Here is a 17,027-nt window from a genome sequence, read left to right on the forward strand (position 1 = left end):
ATGAGTCGTGCAACTTCCAACAACTTTGGCCAGCGCCTGGCGCCATGGGCGCTGCCGGTACTGCTGCTGGCCGCCTGGCAACTGGCGGTCAGCGCCGGCTGGTTGTCGACGCGTATCCTGCCGGCACCCAGCGCCGTGGTCAGTGCCGGCGTGGAGCTGGTGCGCAGTGGCGAGATCTGGACTCACCTGGCCATCAGTGGCTGGCGTGCCGGGCTGGGCTTCGTCATCGGCGGTAGCATCGGCCTGCTGTTGGGCTTTATCACCGGCCTGTCTAAGTGGGGCGAGCGCCTGCTCGACAGCTCGGTGCAAATGATCCGCAACGTACCGCACCTGGCGCTAATCCCGCTGGTGATCCTGTGGTTCGGCATCGACGAGTCGGCAAAGATCTTCCTGGTCGCGCTGGGCACGCTGTTCCCGATCTACCTGAACACCTACCACGGCATCCGCAACGTCGACCCGGCGCTGGTGGAAATGGCGCGCAGCTATGGCCTGTCCGGTTTCAGCCTGTTCCGCCAGGTGATCCTGCCAGGGGCACTGCCGTCGATCCTGGTCGGCGTACGTTTTGCCCTGGGTTTCATGTGGCTGACCCTGATCGTTGCCGAAACCATCTCGGCCAACGCCGGCATCGGTTACCTGGCAATGAACGCTCGTGAATTCCTGCAGACCGACGTGGTGGTGCTGGCGATCGTGCTGTATGCCGTGCTCGGCAAGCTTGCCGACCTCGCCGCCCGCGGCCTGGAACGTGTGTGGCTACGCTGGCATCCGGCGTATCAAGTGGCCAGGAAGGAGGGCGCATGACCGTACTCAAGGAACAGCCGCCACGCCTGCTGCGTGGCATCCCGCTGGCGTCCAGCGGCCTGCGCAAGACCTTTGGCCAGCGCGAAGTGCTCAAGGGCATCGAGCTGCACATTCCGGCCGGTCAGTTTGTCGCCATCGTTGGCCGTAGCGGCTGCGGCAAGAGCACCTTGCTGCGCCTGCTGGCGGGTCTCGACCAGCCGACCGCAGGTCAGTTGCTGGCCGGCGCTGCGCCGCTGGAGCAGGCCCGCGAAGAAACCCGCCTGATGTTCCAGGACGCACGCCTGCTGCCGTGGAAAAAGGTGATCGACAACGTTGGCCTGGGCTTGTCTGGCGACTGGCGCCCGTGTGCGCTGGAAGCGTTGGAGTCCGTTGGCCTGGCCGACCGCGCCAATGAATGGCCGGCTTCACTCTCGGGCGGCCAGAAGCAGCGCGTGGCCCTGGCCCGGGCGCTGATCCACCAGCCGCGCCTGCTGCTGCTGGACGAGCCGCTCGGTGCGCTGGATGCATTGACCCGTATCGAGATGCAGCAACTGATCGAACGCCTGTGGCGTCAGCACGGCTTCACCGTGTTGCTGGTGACCCACGATGTCAGCGAGGCAGTTGCCGTGGCTGACCGGGTGATCCTGATCGAGGACGGCGAGGTCGGGCTCGACCTCACTGTTGACCTGGCACGGCCTCGCGCGCGCGGTTCGCACCGCCTGGCCGCGCTGGAAAGCGAAGTCCTCAACCGTGTGTTGTCGGCCCCGGGCGCTGCGCCCGAGCCGGATCCTGTAGCCCCTTTGCCCACGCAACTGCGTTGGGCGCACTGAACCCCCAGAAGCTAAAAGGAAGCAAATCATGACCATCAAAGCCATCAACGTTCGCAACCAGTTCAAAGGCACCGTGAAGGAAATCCTCGAAGGCCCGGTACTGTCGGAAATCGACGTGCAGACTGCCTCGGGCATCGTCACTTCGGTCATCACCACCCGCTCCGTGCGTGAGCTGGAGTTGCAAGTGGGTAGTGAAGTGATTGCCTTCGTAAAATCGACCGAAGTGTCTATCGCCAAGCTGTGATGGGTGTTGACCATGGGGCTGCTTGGCAGCCCTTCGCGGGCACGCCCGCTCCCACAGGTCCTGCGCAGGTTTCAGGTTTTGCGCGGACCCTGTGGGAGCGGGCGTGCCCGCGAAGGGCCGCACAGCGGCCCCAATGATGCTGCGTCAGCTGGCCGGCCGCAGATCGCCGAATAGCCGGTTGGCCTGGGTCTCGTTCATGCTGCCGCGCCAGGCGCCGTTCCCCATGTCGCGTTCGCTCGCCAGTTTCAGGTGGCCTGCTTCCAGCCGGTTGAAACCTTGTGCCGGTTTTTGTCGGAAGTGAAAGTGTGCATACCACAAGGCCTGCCGGCTACTCCGATCAAGGATGCGATATTCCTCCAGGTATTCGACCGGGTTGCCTTTGCGGTCCAGCTTGGGATTCAAAGTGCGCGACCAGGCAATTTCGACTTCCCGCTCGGCAAGCAGGTATTCCAGATAACCAACGGTAGGCTTTCTGGTGACCTTGGTCTGGGCGATGCGCAGTTCGCGGCCAAGTGCCTCCATCTGCTCGGCAGCGGTATTCAGCCTTTGCGTCAAGGTTCGTTGCCCATCGGTCATTGCATCCCCTGCTTTCTGACCAATCCTGTCGGCAATGAAGCGCAGCTGCTGCGCGTGCCCTTGGGCGATGTCCTCCAGGTCGGCAGGGACTGCTTGCGGCGTCTGATACCGGCGTAGCTTGGCCTGCTGCCTGGGAATATCGTCCAGACGAGCCGTGGCGGTTTCCACCAGGTTCGCCATTGTCTGGGTGGGCGCCGCGCGTTGTGTTGTCGACAACTGCCATTGGCCTGTTTCGTTCCTGGCATAAGTGGTATGGGCTTGATCGGAATGTGGCTGGTTGATACGCATGCGTGCCTGCCCTCGCTCGACGTACTCGGTGCCGATCAGCGGGCCTTCCACGGTTTCGAACAGGCGTGGCCGGCTAATTCCCTGCCCAGGCTGGCGACCGGTGCGTTGTCGGGCGGCATTGGCCCTGTCGAGGCTGTTTTCGATGTCGTCGATCAGCTGACGCAGCAGCTGTCGCAGGGAACGGTTTTCCTCGGGCGACAGAAGGTTCTGGAAATTGTCTTCCCACGCCCTGACGTAATTCAGGAATCGTGCGTAGTGGCTTTGTGCGCTTCGCAGGAAGTTGCGCTCCTGGGCTCGACTTAGACTGGCCTGGGGCAATTGCAGGTGGCTGTAGAGGGTGCTGCGCAATGCAACGCCTTGCTCGTGGAAGTGTGTCATGAATGCGCTGATCTGCGGATGTCCGACGGCGCTTGCCTTGAATAGCGTCAGCGAAAGAATCGATGCCCGGACAAGTCGTGCATTGGTAAGATCGAGGACCAATCCTGTCTCTTCTACCAACAGCTGGTAACGGGTCAATGCGCTGCCTTGCAAGGTATTGCGCCTGCGCCTGATGACGAATGGCCAAGCGCTCCACTTCCTGCAAGGTTTCGATCAGCTCGCGATTGGCCGTCAATACCTCCTGGGTCAGGCGCTCCACCCGTTCGATGGTGGCAGTGTGCCCATGCAGGGCCTGGAACGCAGCTTTAGCACGCTGGACCTCATTCGTCGCCAGGGTGAAGCGTTCCGACACCAGGCGCATCTCGCGGACGCTCATCTCGCTGATGTTTTCCTCACATATTGCGGCGAACCTGGCGTGGTCCGCCCTGCTCAGCGTGGAACGCTGTTCGCGCAGGCGCACAAGGCTGCGCGTGTTGAACTCGATGTTGCGGTTGAGTTCTTCGACCAGCTGACGACGTGCATTGGCGAGCGCAGCCCTTTGCGAGTCGGTAGGGCGAACCCCATCTGCGACTGCCTGGCGGGCCGTGCGGTAGCTGGCTTCCCTGGTCCTCAGGCTATCTCGCGTACGCACCAGCCCGTCGTTTATATCGTGAGCGAGATCCATGCCGGTCAATTGCCGGGGGTGTCGGCGAAGGATCCTGCGCCAGTATGCGATGCCCTGATTGTGCAGGGTGGTGAGTATGCCGCCGCCGCCTTGCAGGCCGTTGTCGACCAGCAGGCCGCTCAGCCTTCCCGGGGTTTCCCAGAGCCCCTGTTCACTCAAGCGCACAGGTTGGCGGTAGGTGCGCAGGCCTTGGGGTTTGAGCCGCCAGGTGGCGTGCGCCGGGTCCCAGCCCACTGCATACCAGGCGTTGTTGCGCGAGATGAAGTGTTGTTGGCTTGCAGTGTGTTCGAACACACTTGCCCCTTGGGGATGGGCGGAAGGTACCATCGGGCCTGCTGGTAATTCTGCCTCGTAACCCGCGAATGGGCTTGGCGGGGTCTTGCGAATTCCGCCGGTTGGCCTGAACGGGTCAAGACGCTGGCGTTGTCGGGTCAACTGGCGTGCAGTGGCTGCGGAGTTGCCTGCGGTGGCCGCCACCGGTGCAAGCGTGAGCAGGGCATCGGTCAATGACTGTAGCAGGCTGACCAGGTGTTGCAGGCCCTCTTCCAGCTCACCCCTGTCGAATGCCGAGACAGCGGCGTTAGCCGTGTGCCAGCCATCGTACAGCGCCAACGCTGTGCCTGCGCCGGGCAATATGCTGAGTGCCAGCCTCAAGCCGAGAAAGAAGTAACGGTTGAACACCTCGGGCTCGGCAAGCGCCATGTCGGCCTGGCTACGCGAGGTAGCGCGATGAGTGCGGATGAGTTCGCCCATGTCCTGGGCGGCTTCGTAGGTTGGCAAGGTTTCATTGCGCACCGAACCCATGCCTATGAAGGTGCGGAATCCGGTTCGCAATGCCTGGTTGATGTACCGCTCATGTTCATCCGGGTTACCGGCCTGCGTCCGGGTTGCCAGATAGTGGGCCATGCCACGCTCCAGCGCCATCGTTTGCAGCGCCTCGCAGGCGACCTGGGGGGTTGCATGCTGAGTGATGATCCTGCCGTTGGGGGCATCCGGCATATACAGCAGTACCGGCCCCGCCATACCCTTGATGACGCTGATACCCGACAGGCCCACGCTGTTACTGGACCCGTCAGCAGCAGTGCCCGGTGCCAGCACCAGCGCGTGGTAGGTGATGGTTCTGGCGACAGTGCCGTCGACCTGCTCATGGCAGAACCTTTCCAATAGCTGCTGGCCTGCGGTGTCAAGGCTGGCTGGCCTGCTCAAGGTCAGCAGCCGCAGGCGGTGTTCGTAAGGCGCACGCAGGGTTTCCTGGCGCCATTGCGCCTGCCAGCCGGACTCGTGGGCAAAGCCCAGGTAGGCCTTGACGATACGTTGTTCGTAGCTGCCGGCGGCATCCAGCTGGGTAATCATCGAGGTGATATAGGCTGGCGTAAGTGCCAGTTCCAGCGTGCGGTTCGCCGGCTTGCACCTGATTGTGGCATTGCCCAGCCTGAGCCGCCGATTATCATCCAGTGCCAGCAGTATGAAGGCTTCCAGATTAACGTCACTGCGCTTTTCGCTGAACACCGGTATATCCCGGGACCCAGCGCCGCCAATGGCCGATTGGCCGGTTACCACCTTTTTCACGGCTACGCTGTCGGCGATGTCGAGGATGATCTGCGGAATGTCCTGAATGGCAAATTCGTTGCGCAGATGTTGATGCAACAGGTGGCGGGTGAATTGCTTGCGTGACGGCAAGCTGATCCTGAGCAGGTCGCTTGAGGCAAGCAGTGCGTCTCGCAACGCATCGACCTGTTTGGCCATACCGTCGAGCTGCTGCGGGTCAAGGTGACGCAAGGGGGCAAGCTGTGCGTGCATGCTGCTGGTACGGTTCTTCTCCGCAAACCGTGCCAGGGCCATCTCCCTGGCGCGGTTCGCGCTTATGCACAGGCGCTGTCGGACATGCTCCTTCGAGATGTCGGCAGGCAGCGCGGCAACAATAGCCTCCACGCAATGCTGCATGAAGTGCGACTCGATCGCTGTATGGCTGAACGATACCGATGTGGCGTTGGCCAGAGCCTCCAGCAATTGCAGGCTGTCGGCCGGCTGCGCCGCTTCCAGCAGTGCGTCCGGCCATGCGCCATGCAGCGTAGCCAGCAGACTTCCGGCAAGGGCCGCCTCGTGTTCGAAAGCCCGCAGCCCGCCACGTTGGCCTGGCCTGTAAAGCAGTATGCCGGGGGCGTGGGTGTCGTCGTTTTCTCCGGGAAGGGCACGGAAGGTCATGTAACCGTGCAACTGCCAGCTCTGTTCTGCAATCACCAGCTCCAGGGTGTTGGCCTGTACCAGGCGTTGCAGGCCAGGCTTGGGCCTGTCGACGAGCTGCTCGATCCAGTCCAGATGCGTATCTGACAGCTCCCCCATGGTGTGTTGCAGGCGAGCTTCCTTGAGCAAGGCTTGGCAAAGCCCTTCGCTGATCTGTTCAAGTGGCGTGTTGTCACCCACGCGTTCCTTGAGGTTGGTGCTCGTCAGCACGGCTGGCAGTTCCAGCAAAAAGACGTCCCGGGCATCTTTAAGTACCTCGAGCGCTGCCTGGCGTTCCCTCAGGAGCGTGACCTTGGCAGAGGTGGGCGCTGTCTCTCCGGCCAGATACTGCTCCAGCAGTGTTTCCTGACGCTCGATCGACTGCTGGCGCCAGGCGATGGGCAGGTGTTGTTCCAGGCAGGCGAAGTGAGCCTCTTCCTCCGCCAGGGCGGTATCGTCAGCGTTCACCTGGTCGATGGCGCTTTTCAGCGTCGCATCGAGTGCCTCGCGAACCAGATCGCTGCGCTGGCGTTCCCAGGTTTGCAGGTCGGACAAGTCCAGTGAGTCCGTTTCGCTTTGCAGGCAGGCTTGAAGCAGGTGGTGCTGGGTAATTTCCTGATCCTGGCGGAGCATTTCCGCCAGTAGTGCACTGAAGCCATCGCTTTGCACATCGGTGACGACGACGTTCTGTCGTGCGCCTTCGACAATGGAAGATCTGGGGTCCGACCAGAACCAGGATCGATTGGCGAAGACCCAGTCACGCAACGATTCAAGATCGCTGAACGCCAGCACCGGATGCAACCTGGCTGGCAGGTAGAGCAGCCAGGGTGTCTGGCCTGCGTGAGGGCGGATCAATAATGCGGCTGTACTGGTCAGCGTGTTTCCTGGCGACAGTTGCCATTCCAGCAGGGCGTGTTGCGCCGAGGGCTCCCTGCCGCGCAGCCAACCTTTGATATCTATCGTGCCCAGGCCATATGCAGTGTCCAGGCTGCCGGTGAAATGCTGGCGAAGCAGTTTGCTTGCCTGGGCTTTTCGCGAGGTATCGGTACCGGGCATGCGCCCATCCCAGTAATTGCCCGCAGCGTGAAACTGCGCTGCCCTGACCACGGGGCCAAGGTTCTGCGCCCATGTATCGGCAGTGGTCGTTGCGTATGCCGCTGTATCGGTGAAGCCCCACGGGGTCCAGTCGGCAAATGGATTGGCAAAGACCGGGCCAGCCAGCAGGCGGGTGGCGAATGTCAGCATGCTCACCTGGCTCTCGCCATGGCGCAAGCCGCAATGGCTGGGGTCCAGTTGCAGTTGAGCCTGCAAGGTGTCGTGCACGGTTTGCTGCAGGCTGGGTGCCTGGCTCAACAGGGTTCGCAGCTGTCTGGTGCTGCGTTCCAGGGATTGCCGCGCTGCCGTGAGCAGGTTGCCTTTGCCGGCCAGTAGATGACGGGGGCTGCCGGTACCGGTAACAGGCAGTGTCTTGACCAGATCGCGCTGGTGGTTTGCAGAGGTGGGCATGAGCAATCGTCTCTTCAAGGGCTGGTGTTGACTGCCCTTTATTGAATTGATCGCGGTGGTACGAGGGGTGGTACTTGTATCTCAGCCGCTGCAGCGCAGTGGCAGGAAGGGCGGCAAGTAAAGCGAGAGATAGGCTTCGAATACGCGCATGCCTTCCTCGGCCATGCGCGGTGTGATTTGTTCGAACAGCTGCATGGAGCGCGCGTAGACGCGATCGCTCAGCTCCATGGCCAAGGCGAAGACATCCACATCGTTAGGCATCGTCGGCAGCTGGAAATGCCGATCGAACAAGCTATGCATCAATTCGCCCAGTTCCATGTCGTGCTGGCGGTCGGCCTGCACTACCTCGCTCAACCCGTGCTGGGCAAGGATCAACTGACGCGCTGCGGCATCCTCGTTGTAGATATCGAGCATGCGCTGCTCGACCAGCCGCGACAGTTGGTGCCAGGTGCTGAAGGCGCAGCTGTCGATCGGTGCACTCAAGGCCTCGCGAAACGCCCGGTGCACGTCGGCCGTCAACGCCTCCAGCAAAGCCGGCACGCTGGCGAAAAAGTGGTACACCGACGACGGTGGAATCTGTGCGCGTTCGGCCACGCTATAGATCGAAAGCGCCGCTACGCCTTGCTCGGCCAGCAACTCGCGGGCAGCAGCCAGAATCGCCTCGATCCTGGCCTGGCTGCTGGCACGCGGCTTGCGCGGGCTGGCGCTGCGGGTCATCAGTTGCTGATCGCCAGGATGCTGGCCTGGTAGGCGCCGACGAACAGGTCGAAGTCGCCCACTTCCTGCTGTTCCAGGCGCGACTGTTCGGCCAGTGATTCGCGGGCCAGGGTTTCGAAGGCTTGCTGACGTTCGACTGGCAGTGGCTGTTCGCGGAAGGTTTCGGCGTGAATACGGCTCTGGCGCAGGGAGAACCTGACGAAGCTTTCGTCATGCTCGGTCATGCGCGCCAGCACCTGGGCCGACGGGGTCAGCGAGGCGTCGTCTACCTTGGCTTGTTGGGCATCCAGGGCCTTGCCGTGTTCTGCGCCGCCTTGCGCCTGGTCGAGCAGCTCAGCGAGTGGGCGGATACGCTCGATCAGCTCGCTGGCCCAGTCTTTCAGGCCGATCGGCTGGCCATTGCGGTGCAGTTCCAGGTCCGGGCGACGGCCTTCCTTGACCACGGTCAGGAAATTGCTGGTGCACTGGCCGCATTCGCCGTTATCCAGTTGCGGGCTGTCTTCCAGTGCGCAGAACAGCAGGAACGCGTCCAGGAAGCGCGCCTCGGTCAGGTCGATGCCCACCGGCAGGAACGGGTTGATGTCCAGGCAGCGCACTTCCACATACTGCACGCCGCGCGAGGTCAGGGCCTGGATCGGTCGTTCGCCGGTGTAGGTGACGCGCTTGGGGCGAATGTTCGAGTAGTACTCGTTCTCGATCTGCAGGATGTTGGTGTTCAGCTGTACCCACTCGCCATCCACGTGTGTGCCGACTTCGACGTAAGGCGGGTAGGGCGTGCCTACCGCCTTGCGCAGGCTGTCGGTGTAGCTGGCCAGGTTGTTGTAGCACGGCGTGAGACCGGCCTGGGCGTTGCTCTGGTAGCCCAGGTCGCTCATGCGCAGGCTGGTGGCGTAGGGCAGGTACAGGGTTTCGGCGTCCAGCTCTTCGAGCTGGTGCGGGCGGCCACGCATGAAGCCTTTGTCCAGGGCCGGCGAGGCGCCGAACAGGTACATCAGCAGCCAGCTGTAGCGGCGGAAATTGCGGATCAGCGCGATATAGGCCGACGACTGGTAGTCGCGGTCGCTCTCGCTGCCGCCTTCTGCGGCGCGCAGCAACGGCCACAGCGCTTCGGGCAGCGAGAAGTTGTAATGGATACCGGCGATGCACTGCATGGTGCGGCCGTAGCGCAGGGCCAGGCCCTTGCGGTAGACGTGCTTGAGCTTGCCGATGTTCGAGCTGCCGTACTCGGCGATCGGGATGTCCTCCTCGGCCGGCAGCGTGCAGGGCATCGACGGGCTCCACAGGTATTCGTCGCCCAGCTTGCTGTAGACGAAACGGTGGGTCTCTTCGAGGCTTTCCAGCACCTTGGCCGGGTCGGGCAGGGCTGGGGTGATGAACTCCAGCAGCGACTCGGAATAATCGGTGGTGATCTGCTCGTTGGTCAGCGCCGACCCCAGTGCTTGCGGATGCGGGGTCTGGGCCAGGCGACCTTCGTCGGTCACGCGCAGGCATTCGCGCTCAATACCGTGCAGGCACTGCTTGAGCAGGGGGAGATTGGCGCCGAGCAGGCTCAGGCGGCGGTTGAGGAGGTCGCTCAAGATGTATTCCTTCACGCGTCAGTCGCCCCAATATGGGGGTAGAAAAGACGGTCTACAAGGGTAGTGGGAAAAGGAACTGGCGTTGTCGCCTGGTTTACGCGGTTCTGGCATTGCGCAGCGCCGACTTCGAGGGCCGCTTGGCAGCCCATCGCCAGCAAGCCGGGCTTCCACATGTAAACCACGATATCCAGGCTTGTGGATTACCTGTGGGAGCCCGGCTTGCCGGCGATGGGGCGCGAAGCGGCCCCCTGCTGTTGCCGAAAATACCGCAGATACTGCTTGGTGAGCTAGAGAACCGCGAAGGTTCCTTGCGCTTTCGCCACCAGCTTGTCGCCCTGAACTACGTCGGCGTCGACCACCAGGGTGCGCCGCCCGGCGTGCAGCACACGGGCGATGCACAGCACCTCGCCGTCACTGACGGCGCGCATGTAGTTGATCTTGCACTCGATGGTGACGCTTTGCTGGTCGAAACCATGGCTGGCCGAGCAGGCCAGGCCCATGGCGATGTCCACCAGGCTGAAGATCGCCCCGCCGTGCAGCTTCTGGCCACGGTTGCGCAAGTGTGGCTCAAGTGCCAGGGCTACCTCGGCAACACCTGTTTCCAGGCGTTGCAGGCGGCAGCCGAGCAGCTGGCTGAAGGCGCTTTCGACGTATGCGCGTGGTACGTCCATCACTTCTTCTTCAGCTGCTTGGCATTGGCGAACAGTGCGGCCATTGCGTTGTTGGCCGGGGCCGCAGTGGCAGTTTCGCGCTGGCGCGGCGCCTGCTGCTGGCGGTTGCCGCCATTGCCACGGTTACCGCCGCGGTTGCCTTCGACCTTCTCGCCCGGGGTGTCGCTCATGCGCATGGACAGGCCGACGCGCTTGCGCGGGATGTCCACTTCCATGACCTTGACCTTGACCACGTCGCCGGCCTTGACCGCTTCACGCGGGTCCTTGACGAACTTCTCCGACAGCGCCGAGATATGCACCAGGCCGTCCTGGTGCACGCCGATGTCGACGAAGGCACCGAAGTTGGTGACGTTGGTCACCACGCCTTCGAGGATCATGCCCGGCTCCAGGTCCTTGAGGTCTTCGACGCCGTCCTGGAAGGTGGCGGTCTTGAACTCGGGGCGTGGGTCGCGGCCAGGTTTGTCCAGCTCCTGCAGGATGTCGGTGACGGTCGGCAGGCCGAAGGTTTCATCGGTGAACTTTTTCGGGTCCAAGCGCTTGAGGAAACTGCTGTCGCCGATCAGCGAGCGGATATCGCGGTCGGTGTCGGCGGCAATGCGCTGCACCAGCGGGTAGGCCTCGGGGTGCACTGCAGAGGCGTCCAGCGGGTTGTCGCCGTTCATTACGCGCAGGAAGCCGGCGGCCTGTTCGAAGGTTTTTTCACCCAGGCGGCTGACCTTTTTCAGTGCCGCACGCGTGGCGAACGGGCCGTTGGCATCGCGATGGGCGACGATGTTCTGCGCCAGGGTGGCGTTGAGGCCGGAGATGCGCGTCAGCAGCGCAACCGACGCAGTGTTGACGTCCACGCCCACGGCGTTCACGCAGTCCTCCACCACGGCGTCCAGGCCACGCGCCAGTTTCAGCTGGGACACGTCGTGCTGGTACTGGCCGACACCGATGGATTTCGGGTCGATCTTCACCAGTTCGGCCAGTGGGTCTTGCAGGCGGCGGGCAATCGACACGGCGCCGCGGATCGACACATCCAGGTCCGGGAACTCGCGGGCGGCCAGCTCCGATGCGGAATACACCGAAGCGCCGGCCTCGGAGACCATGACCTTGGTGATCTTCAGCGCCGGGTACTTCTTGACCAGTTCTGCCACCAGCTTGTCGCTTTCGCGGCTGGCGGTACCGTTGCCGATGGCGATCAGCTCTACCGAGTGCTTGGCGCACAATGCGGCCATGATGGAAATGGTACGGTCCCAGTCGTTCTTCGGCGCGTGCGGGTAGACCGTGGTGTGGTCCAGCAGCTTGCCGGTGGCATCGACCACTGCGATCTTGCAGCCGGTACGCAGGCCCGGGTCGAAGCCCAGGGTGGCGCGCGGGCCGGCCGGGGCGGCCAGCAGCAGGTCGTGCAGGTTGTGGGCGAACACGTTGATCGCCTCGCCTTCGGCGTTGTCGCGCAGTTCGCCGAACAGGTCGGTTTCAAGGTGGGTGTACAGCTTGACCTTCCAGGTCCAGCGCACCACTTCGCCCAGCCACTTGTCGGCTGGGCGGTTGCGGTTCTCGATGCCGACATGGTTGCCGATCATCAGCTCGCACGGGTGCAGGGTGCCGGGCAGTTCTTCGCCGACTTTCAGCGAGGCACTCAGCACGCCTTCGTTGCGCCCGCGGAAAATGGCCAGGGCACGGTGCGACGGGGCGTTGCGCAGCAGTTCGTCGTGGGCGAAGTAGTCGCGGAACTTGGCGCCTTCTTCTTCCTTGCCTGGCACGACGCGGGCGCTGAGCACGGCTTCCTGCTTGAGGAAGCTGCGCAGCTTGTCGAGCAGGGCGGCATCTTCGGCGAAGCGCTCCATGAGGATGTACTTGGCGCCTTCCAGCGCGGCCTTGACGTCGGCCACGCCTTTGTCGGCGTTGACGAAGCGCGCGGCTTCGCTTTCCGGGGCCAGGTCGGGGTTGTTGAACAGGCCGTCGGCCAACTCGCCGAGGCCGGCTTCCAGGGCAATCTGGCCCTTGGTGCGGCGCTTCTGCTTGTACGGCAGGTACAGGTCTTCGAGGCGGGTCTTGGTGTCGGCCAGCTTGATCTCGCGGGCCAGTTCCGGGGTCAGCTTGCCCTGCTCCTCGATGCTGGCCAGGATGCTGGCGCGGCGTTCGTCGAGTTCGCGCAGGTAGCGCAGGCGCTCCTCCAGATGGCGCAGCTGGGTATCGTCCAGGCTACCGGTCACTTCCTTGCGGTAGCGGGCGATGAAGGGCACGGTCGAGCCTTCGTCCAACAGGCCCACGGCCGCCTCGACCTGCTGGGGGCGTACGCCCAGTTCCTCGGCGATACGGCTGTTGATGCTGTCCATGTAAACCACCTGACATTTGTGAATACGGGGGTCGCCTGTGGGTCTTTCGCCCGGCGGCGCTGGATGAAAGGCGCGCATTATACCCATCGCAAACGGCTTGCGGTGATGGCGCCCGGCCAGCCGGAACTGGCGCCGGGGGAAAAATCTGCTAACAATGCTCACGCAACGTGCAGCAATGGCTACGCCATAATGCGCGGCGATACCAGAGGAGTTATTCATGACCGGCACGCCAAACACCGCTGAAGGTGACAAGATTCTCATCGTCGACGACGACCCGGGGCTGAGCAGCCTGCTGGAACGTTTCTTCACCAGCAAGGGCTACCGTGCCCGCGCAGTACCCAACACCGAGCAGATGGACCGCCTGCTGCAGCGTGAGGTGTTCAACCTGGTGGTGCTCGACCTGATGCTGCCCGGCGAAGATGGCCTGTCGGCGTGCAAGCGCCTGCGCCAGCAGAACAACCAGATCCCGATCATCATGCTTACCGCCAAGGGCGACGAGCTCAGCCGTATCAAGGGCCTGGAGCTGGGCGCCGACGACTACCTGGGCAAGCCGTTCAACCCGGACGAGCTGATGGCACGGGTCAAGGCCGTGCTGCGCCGACAGGCACCGAGCGTGCCGGGAGCGCCAGGTAGCGAAGACGAGTCGGTCACCTTTGGCGACTACGAGCTGTCGCTGGCCACCCGCGAACTCAAGCGTGGCGACGAAGTGCACATGCTCACCACCGGCGAGTTCGCCGTGCTCAAGGCGCTGGTGATGCACGCACGCGAGCCGCTGACCCGCGACAAGCTGATGAACCTGGCCCGTGGCCGCGAATGGGATGCGCTGGAGCGTTCCATCGACGTGCAGATCTCGCGCCTGCGCCGCATGATCGAGCCGGACCCGTCCAAGCCGCGTTATATCCAGACCGTCTGGGGCGTGGGCTACGTGTTCGTGCCGGACGGGAACGCCGGCAAATGATGCCGCGCCGTCGATGAAGACACCGCTCTGGTTTCCGCAAAGTTTCTTCGCCCGCACCCTGTGGCTGGTGTTGATCGTCGTCCTGTTCTCCAAGGCCTTGACCCTGGTCTACCTGCTGATGAACGAAGACGTGCTGGTCGACCGTCAGTACAGCCACGGTGTGGCGCTGACCCTGCGCGCCTATTGGGCGGCCGACGAAGAAAACCGCGACAGGATCGCCGAAGCGGCAGGCCTTATCCGGGTCACCGGCTCGGGGGTGCCTGAGGGCGAGCAGCACTGGCCCTATAGCGAAATCTACCAACGGCAGATGCAGGCCGAGCTGGGCGAAGACACCGAGGTACGGCTGCGCATCCATGCGCCACCGGCGTTGTGGGTCAATGCGCCGAGCCTGGGCCCGGGCTGGTTGAAGGTACCGCTGTACCCGCACCCACTGCGGGGGCAGAAGATCTGGAACGTGTTGGGTTGGTTCCTGGCTATCGGCCTGTTGTCCACCGCCTCGGCCTGGATATTCGTGCGCCAGCTGAACCAGCCGCTCAAGCGCCTGGTGTTCGCCGCCCGCCAGCTGGGCCAGGGGCGCAGCGTGCGCCTGCCGATCAGCGACACGCCCAGCGAAATGACCGAGGTGTACAAGGCCTTCAACCAGATGGCTGAGGATGTCGAGCAGGCCGGGCGTGAGCGCGAATTGATGCTGGCCGGGGTTTCCCACGACCTGCGCACACCGCTGACGCGCCTGCGCTTGTCGTTGTCGTTGCTGGACAGCGACAGCGAACTGAGTGACGACATGGTCCGCGATATCGAGGACATGGACGCGATCCTCGATCAGTTCCTGGCCTTTATCCGCGATGGCCGTGACGAGCCGGTGGAGGAGGTCGACCTGGCCGACCTGGTGCGCGAGGTGGTGGCGCCGTACAACCAGCCGGAAGAACGCGTGCGGCTGTGCCTGGAGCCGATCCCGCCGTTCCCGCTGCGCCGGGTTTCGCTCAAGCGCATGCTGGGCAACCTGATCGGCAACGCCCTGCACCACGCCGGCAAAGGGGTCGAGGTAGCCGCCTATGTGTCGGGTGACGAGAGTGCGCCGTATGTAGTGCTGAGCGTGCTCGATCGCGGGACGGGGATCGACGAGTCGGAGCTGGAGACCATCTTCAACCCGTTCATTCGTGGTGACCGGGCCCGCGGTGGCAAGGGTACCGGGCTGGGTTTGGCGATCGTCAAGCGGATCGCGGCGCAGCATGGCGGCAATGTGGAATTGCGCAATCGGTCCGGTGGCGGGATCGAGGCGCGGGTGAGGCTGCCGCTGGGGTTGTTGCTGCCGCGTAATGCCGTGTGATTGCCGGGGCCGCAAAGCGGCCCCAGGATCTCAGCCCTTACCCTTGGTCCGGGTCTGATTAGGCCCTCCATTCTTCTCCAGGTGCTCGATGATCATGCCGGCCACGTTCTTGCCGGTGGTCACTTCGATACCTTCCAGCCCCGGCGACGAGTTCACCTCCATCACCAGCGGCCCATGGTTGGAACGCAGAATATCCACACCGGCCACGCTCAAGCCCATCACCTTGGCCGCGCGAATGGCGGTCATGCGTTCTTCCGGGGTGATCTTGATCAGGCTGGCCACCCCTCCGCGATGCAGGTTGGAGCGGAACTCCCCCGGCTTGGCCTGGCGCTTCATCGACGCGATGACCTTGTCGCCGACCACGAAGCAGCGGATGTCTGCGCCACCCGCTTCCTTGATGTATTCCTGCACCATGATGTTCTGCTTCAACCCCATGAACGCCTCGATCACCGATTCGGCGGCCTTGGTGGTTTCGCACAACACCACGCCGATTCCCTGGGTGCCTTCCAGCACCTTGATCACCAGTGGCGCGCCGTTGACCATCTGGATCAGGTCGGGGATGTCGTCCGGCGAGTGGGCGAAGCCGGTAATCGGCAGGCCGATGCCGCGTCGCGACAGCAGTTGCAACGAACGCAGCTTGTCGCGGGAGCGGGCTATAGCTACCGACTCGTTGAGCGGATACACGCCCATCATCTCGAACTGGCGCAGCACCGCGCAGCCATAGAAGGTTACCGAGGCACCAATGCGCGGGATCACCGCGTCGAAGCCTTCCAGCGGCTTGCCGCGGTAGTGAATCTGCGGCTTGTGGCTGGCGATGTTCATGTAGGCCCGCAGGGTGTCGATCACCACCATTTCGTGGCCCCGCTGGGTACCGGCTTCGACCAGGCGGCGGGTGGAATACAGACGCGGATTGCGCGACAGCACAGCGATCTTCATGCAGCACCTGTTACAGGGGAAAGGGTGGCCGGAAAGGCCGGTTTGTCTTGGACGTACTTCAGGCCAGGGTTGACCACCAGCTGGCCATGGATCAGGGCCTTGGAACCTAGTAACAGGCGATAACGCATGTTCTTGCGGCAGGCCAGGGTGAACTCAACCTCCCAAACACCATCGCCCAGGGCCAATGACGTGCGGATGACATAGCGGGTCTGGGCCTGGCCGTTGGAGCTCTTGATGGTTTTCATGGTCACCAGCGGTGCTTCGCAGCGGCGGTGGCGCAACTGCACCACCGAGCCCAGGTGTGCGGTGAAGCGGACCCAGGGCTGGCCGTCGCGCTCGAACGGTTCCACCTCGGTGGCGTGCAAGCTGGAGGTGCTGGCGCCGGTGTCGATCTTGGCGCGCAACCCGGCTACGCCAAGGTCGGGCAGGGCGACCCACTCGCGCAGGCCGATCACAGTCAAATGGTCAAATGTCTTCACGAAACGCACCCTGCGGATGAGGTGTTGAACTGTAAGCACGGCGGGGATTTTTTGCATCCGATCGTTACGGTAGTACAGTTCGATGAAACACAGCGTTCGAGGTAACGGGATGGCACAAAAAGCCGAAGACGACGACAAGGTCCGCCTGGACAAATGGCTGTGGGCGGCACGCTTCTACAAGACCCGCGCGCTGGCCAAGGCAGCGATCGAGAGCGGCAAGGTGCATTGCCGGGGTGAGCGCTGCAAGCCGGGCAAGGAGCCGCGGGTGGGCGACGAGTTCGTGCTGCGCACCGGGTTCGATGAACGTACCGTGGTGGTGAAGGCGCTTTCAGTGGTGCGGCGTGGGGCGCCAGAGGCGCAGACGTTGTATGAAGAGACTGAGGACAGCGTGCGTCGGCGTGAGCAGGCGGCTGAACTGCGCAAGGCCGGGGCGATGGGGGTGACCACCGACGGCCGGCCGACCAAGAAGCAGCGGCGGCAGATTCACCAGTTGCATGGGAGCTTCGAATAGCCGGGGCCGCTTTGCGGCCCTTTCGCGACACAAGGCCGCTC

Annotated in this window: 15 protein-coding genes; 7 read left to right on the top strand and 8 right to left on the bottom strand. The window is 63.2% G+C overall.

Annotated features, from left to right (window positions below):
- Genes ssuC through QIY50_11865 form a run of 3 tightly spaced genes read left to right on the top strand, consistent with a single transcriptional unit; the run spans window position 1 to window position 1,851 of the window.
- A complete protein-coding gene (gene ssuC, locus QIY50_11855) occupies window positions 1-798 on the top strand; it encodes an aliphatic sulfonate ABC transporter permease SsuC (protein ID WGV22784.1) in 798 nt (265 codons plus the stop codon).
- Entirely contained in the window at window positions 795-1,607 is an 813-nt protein-coding gene (gene ssuB, locus QIY50_11860) for an aliphatic sulfonates ABC transporter ATP-binding protein (protein ID WGV22785.1), read from the top strand. The genes ssuC and ssuB overlap by 4 nt, the downstream gene beginning before the upstream one ends.
- Before the next feature lie 28 nt (window positions 1,608-1,635).
- A complete protein-coding gene (locus tag QIY50_11865) occupies window positions 1,636-1,851 on the top strand; it encodes a molybdopterin-binding protein (GenBank protein ID WGV22786.1) in 216 nt (71 codons plus the stop codon).
- Between the two features lie 144 nt (window positions 1,852-1,995).
- On the opposite strand, the gene QIY50_11870 is transcribed toward QIY50_11865, so the two are convergent.
- A complete protein-coding gene (locus QIY50_11870; GenBank protein WGV22787.1) occupies window positions 1,996-2,766 on the bottom strand; it encodes a hypothetical protein in 771 nt (256 codons plus the stop codon).
- Window positions 2,767-2,788: 22 nt separating this feature from the next.
- Window positions 2,789-6,772 (bottom strand): hypothetical protein, encoded by a 3,984-nt coding sequence (locus tag QIY50_11875; GenBank protein ID WGV22788.1) that lies wholly within the window; start codon window positions 6,770-6,772, stop codon window positions 2,789-2,791.
- Between the two features lie 471 nt (window positions 6,773-7,243).
- On the opposite strand from QIY50_11875, the gene QIY50_11880 reads away from it, so the two are divergent.
- Window positions 7,244-7,411 carry a hypothetical protein gene (locus QIY50_11880; GenBank protein ID WGV22789.1) on the top strand — a complete coding sequence of 56 codons (168 nt, stop codon included), beginning with the start codon at window positions 7,244-7,246 and terminating at the stop codon, window positions 7,409-7,411.
- Between the two features lie 156 nt (window positions 7,412-7,567).
- On the opposite strand, the gene QIY50_11885 is transcribed toward QIY50_11880, so the two are convergent.
- The 4 genes from QIY50_11885 to QIY50_11900 form a co-directional block, all read right to left on the bottom strand.
- Window positions 7,568-8,203, bottom strand: coding sequence for a TetR/AcrR family transcriptional regulator (locus QIY50_11885; GenBank protein ID WGV22790.1), 636 nt, complete (start codon window positions 8,201-8,203; stop codon window positions 7,568-7,570).
- Window positions 8,203-9,780 carry a glutamate--cysteine ligase gene (gene gshA, locus QIY50_11890; GenBank protein WGV22791.1) on the bottom strand — a complete coding sequence of 526 codons (1,578 nt, stop codon included), beginning with the start codon at window positions 9,778-9,780 and terminating at the stop codon, window positions 8,203-8,205. The genes QIY50_11885 and gshA overlap by 1 nt, the downstream gene beginning before the upstream one ends.
- A gap of 287 nt (window positions 9,781-10,067) precedes the next feature.
- Window positions 10,068-10,451 carry a PaaI family thioesterase gene (locus tag QIY50_11895; protein WGV22792.1) on the bottom strand — a complete coding sequence of 128 codons (384 nt, stop codon included), beginning with the start codon at window positions 10,449-10,451 and terminating at the stop codon, window positions 10,068-10,070.
- A complete protein-coding gene (locus tag QIY50_11900; GenBank protein WGV22793.1) occupies window positions 10,451-12,775 on the bottom strand; it encodes a Tex family protein in 2,325 nt (774 codons plus the stop codon). The genes QIY50_11895 and QIY50_11900 overlap by 1 nt, the downstream gene beginning before the upstream one ends.
- A 217-nt stretch (window positions 12,776-12,992) precedes the next feature.
- On the opposite strand from QIY50_11900, the gene ompR reads away from it, so the two are divergent.
- Entirely contained in the window at window positions 12,993-13,733 is a 741-nt protein-coding gene (ompR, locus tag QIY50_11905; GenBank protein WGV22794.1) for a two-component system response regulator OmpR, read from the top strand.
- A 13-nt stretch (window positions 13,734-13,746) separates the two neighbouring features.
- Window positions 13,747-15,060: an ATP-binding protein gene (locus QIY50_11910; GenBank protein ID WGV22795.1), complete on the top strand. Its 1,314-nt coding sequence runs from the start codon at window positions 13,747-13,749 to the stop codon at window positions 15,058-15,060.
- 30 nt (window positions 15,061-15,090) lie between these two features.
- Here the strand turns inward: QIY50_11910 and rimK are convergent, their stop codons facing one another.
- Both rimK and QIY50_11920 read right to left on the bottom strand, forming a co-directional pair.
- Window positions 15,091-15,996, bottom strand: coding sequence for a 30S ribosomal protein S6--L-glutamate ligase (gene rimK, locus QIY50_11915; GenBank protein ID WGV22796.1), 906 nt, complete (start codon window positions 15,994-15,996; stop codon window positions 15,091-15,093).
- The gene (locus tag QIY50_11920; protein ID WGV23043.1) at window positions 15,993-16,424 is read right to left on the bottom strand and encodes an ATP-dependent zinc protease; all 432 of its coding nucleotides are present in this window, start codon (window positions 16,422-16,424) and stop codon (window positions 15,993-15,995) included. Before QIY50_11920 ends, rimK begins: the two co-directional genes overlap by 4 nt.
- 160 nt (window positions 16,425-16,584) lie before the next feature.
- On the opposite strand from QIY50_11920, the gene QIY50_11925 reads away from it, so the two are divergent.
- Window positions 16,585-16,986, top strand: coding sequence for a S4 domain-containing protein (locus QIY50_11925; GenBank protein WGV22797.1), 402 nt, complete (start codon window positions 16,585-16,587; stop codon window positions 16,984-16,986).
- Window positions 16,987-17,027 lie beyond the last annotated feature (41 nt).

Source organism: Pseudomonas putida, assembly GCA_029953615.1.
Classification (GTDB): Bacteria; Pseudomonadota; Gammaproteobacteria; order Pseudomonadales; family Pseudomonadaceae; genus Aquipseudomonas.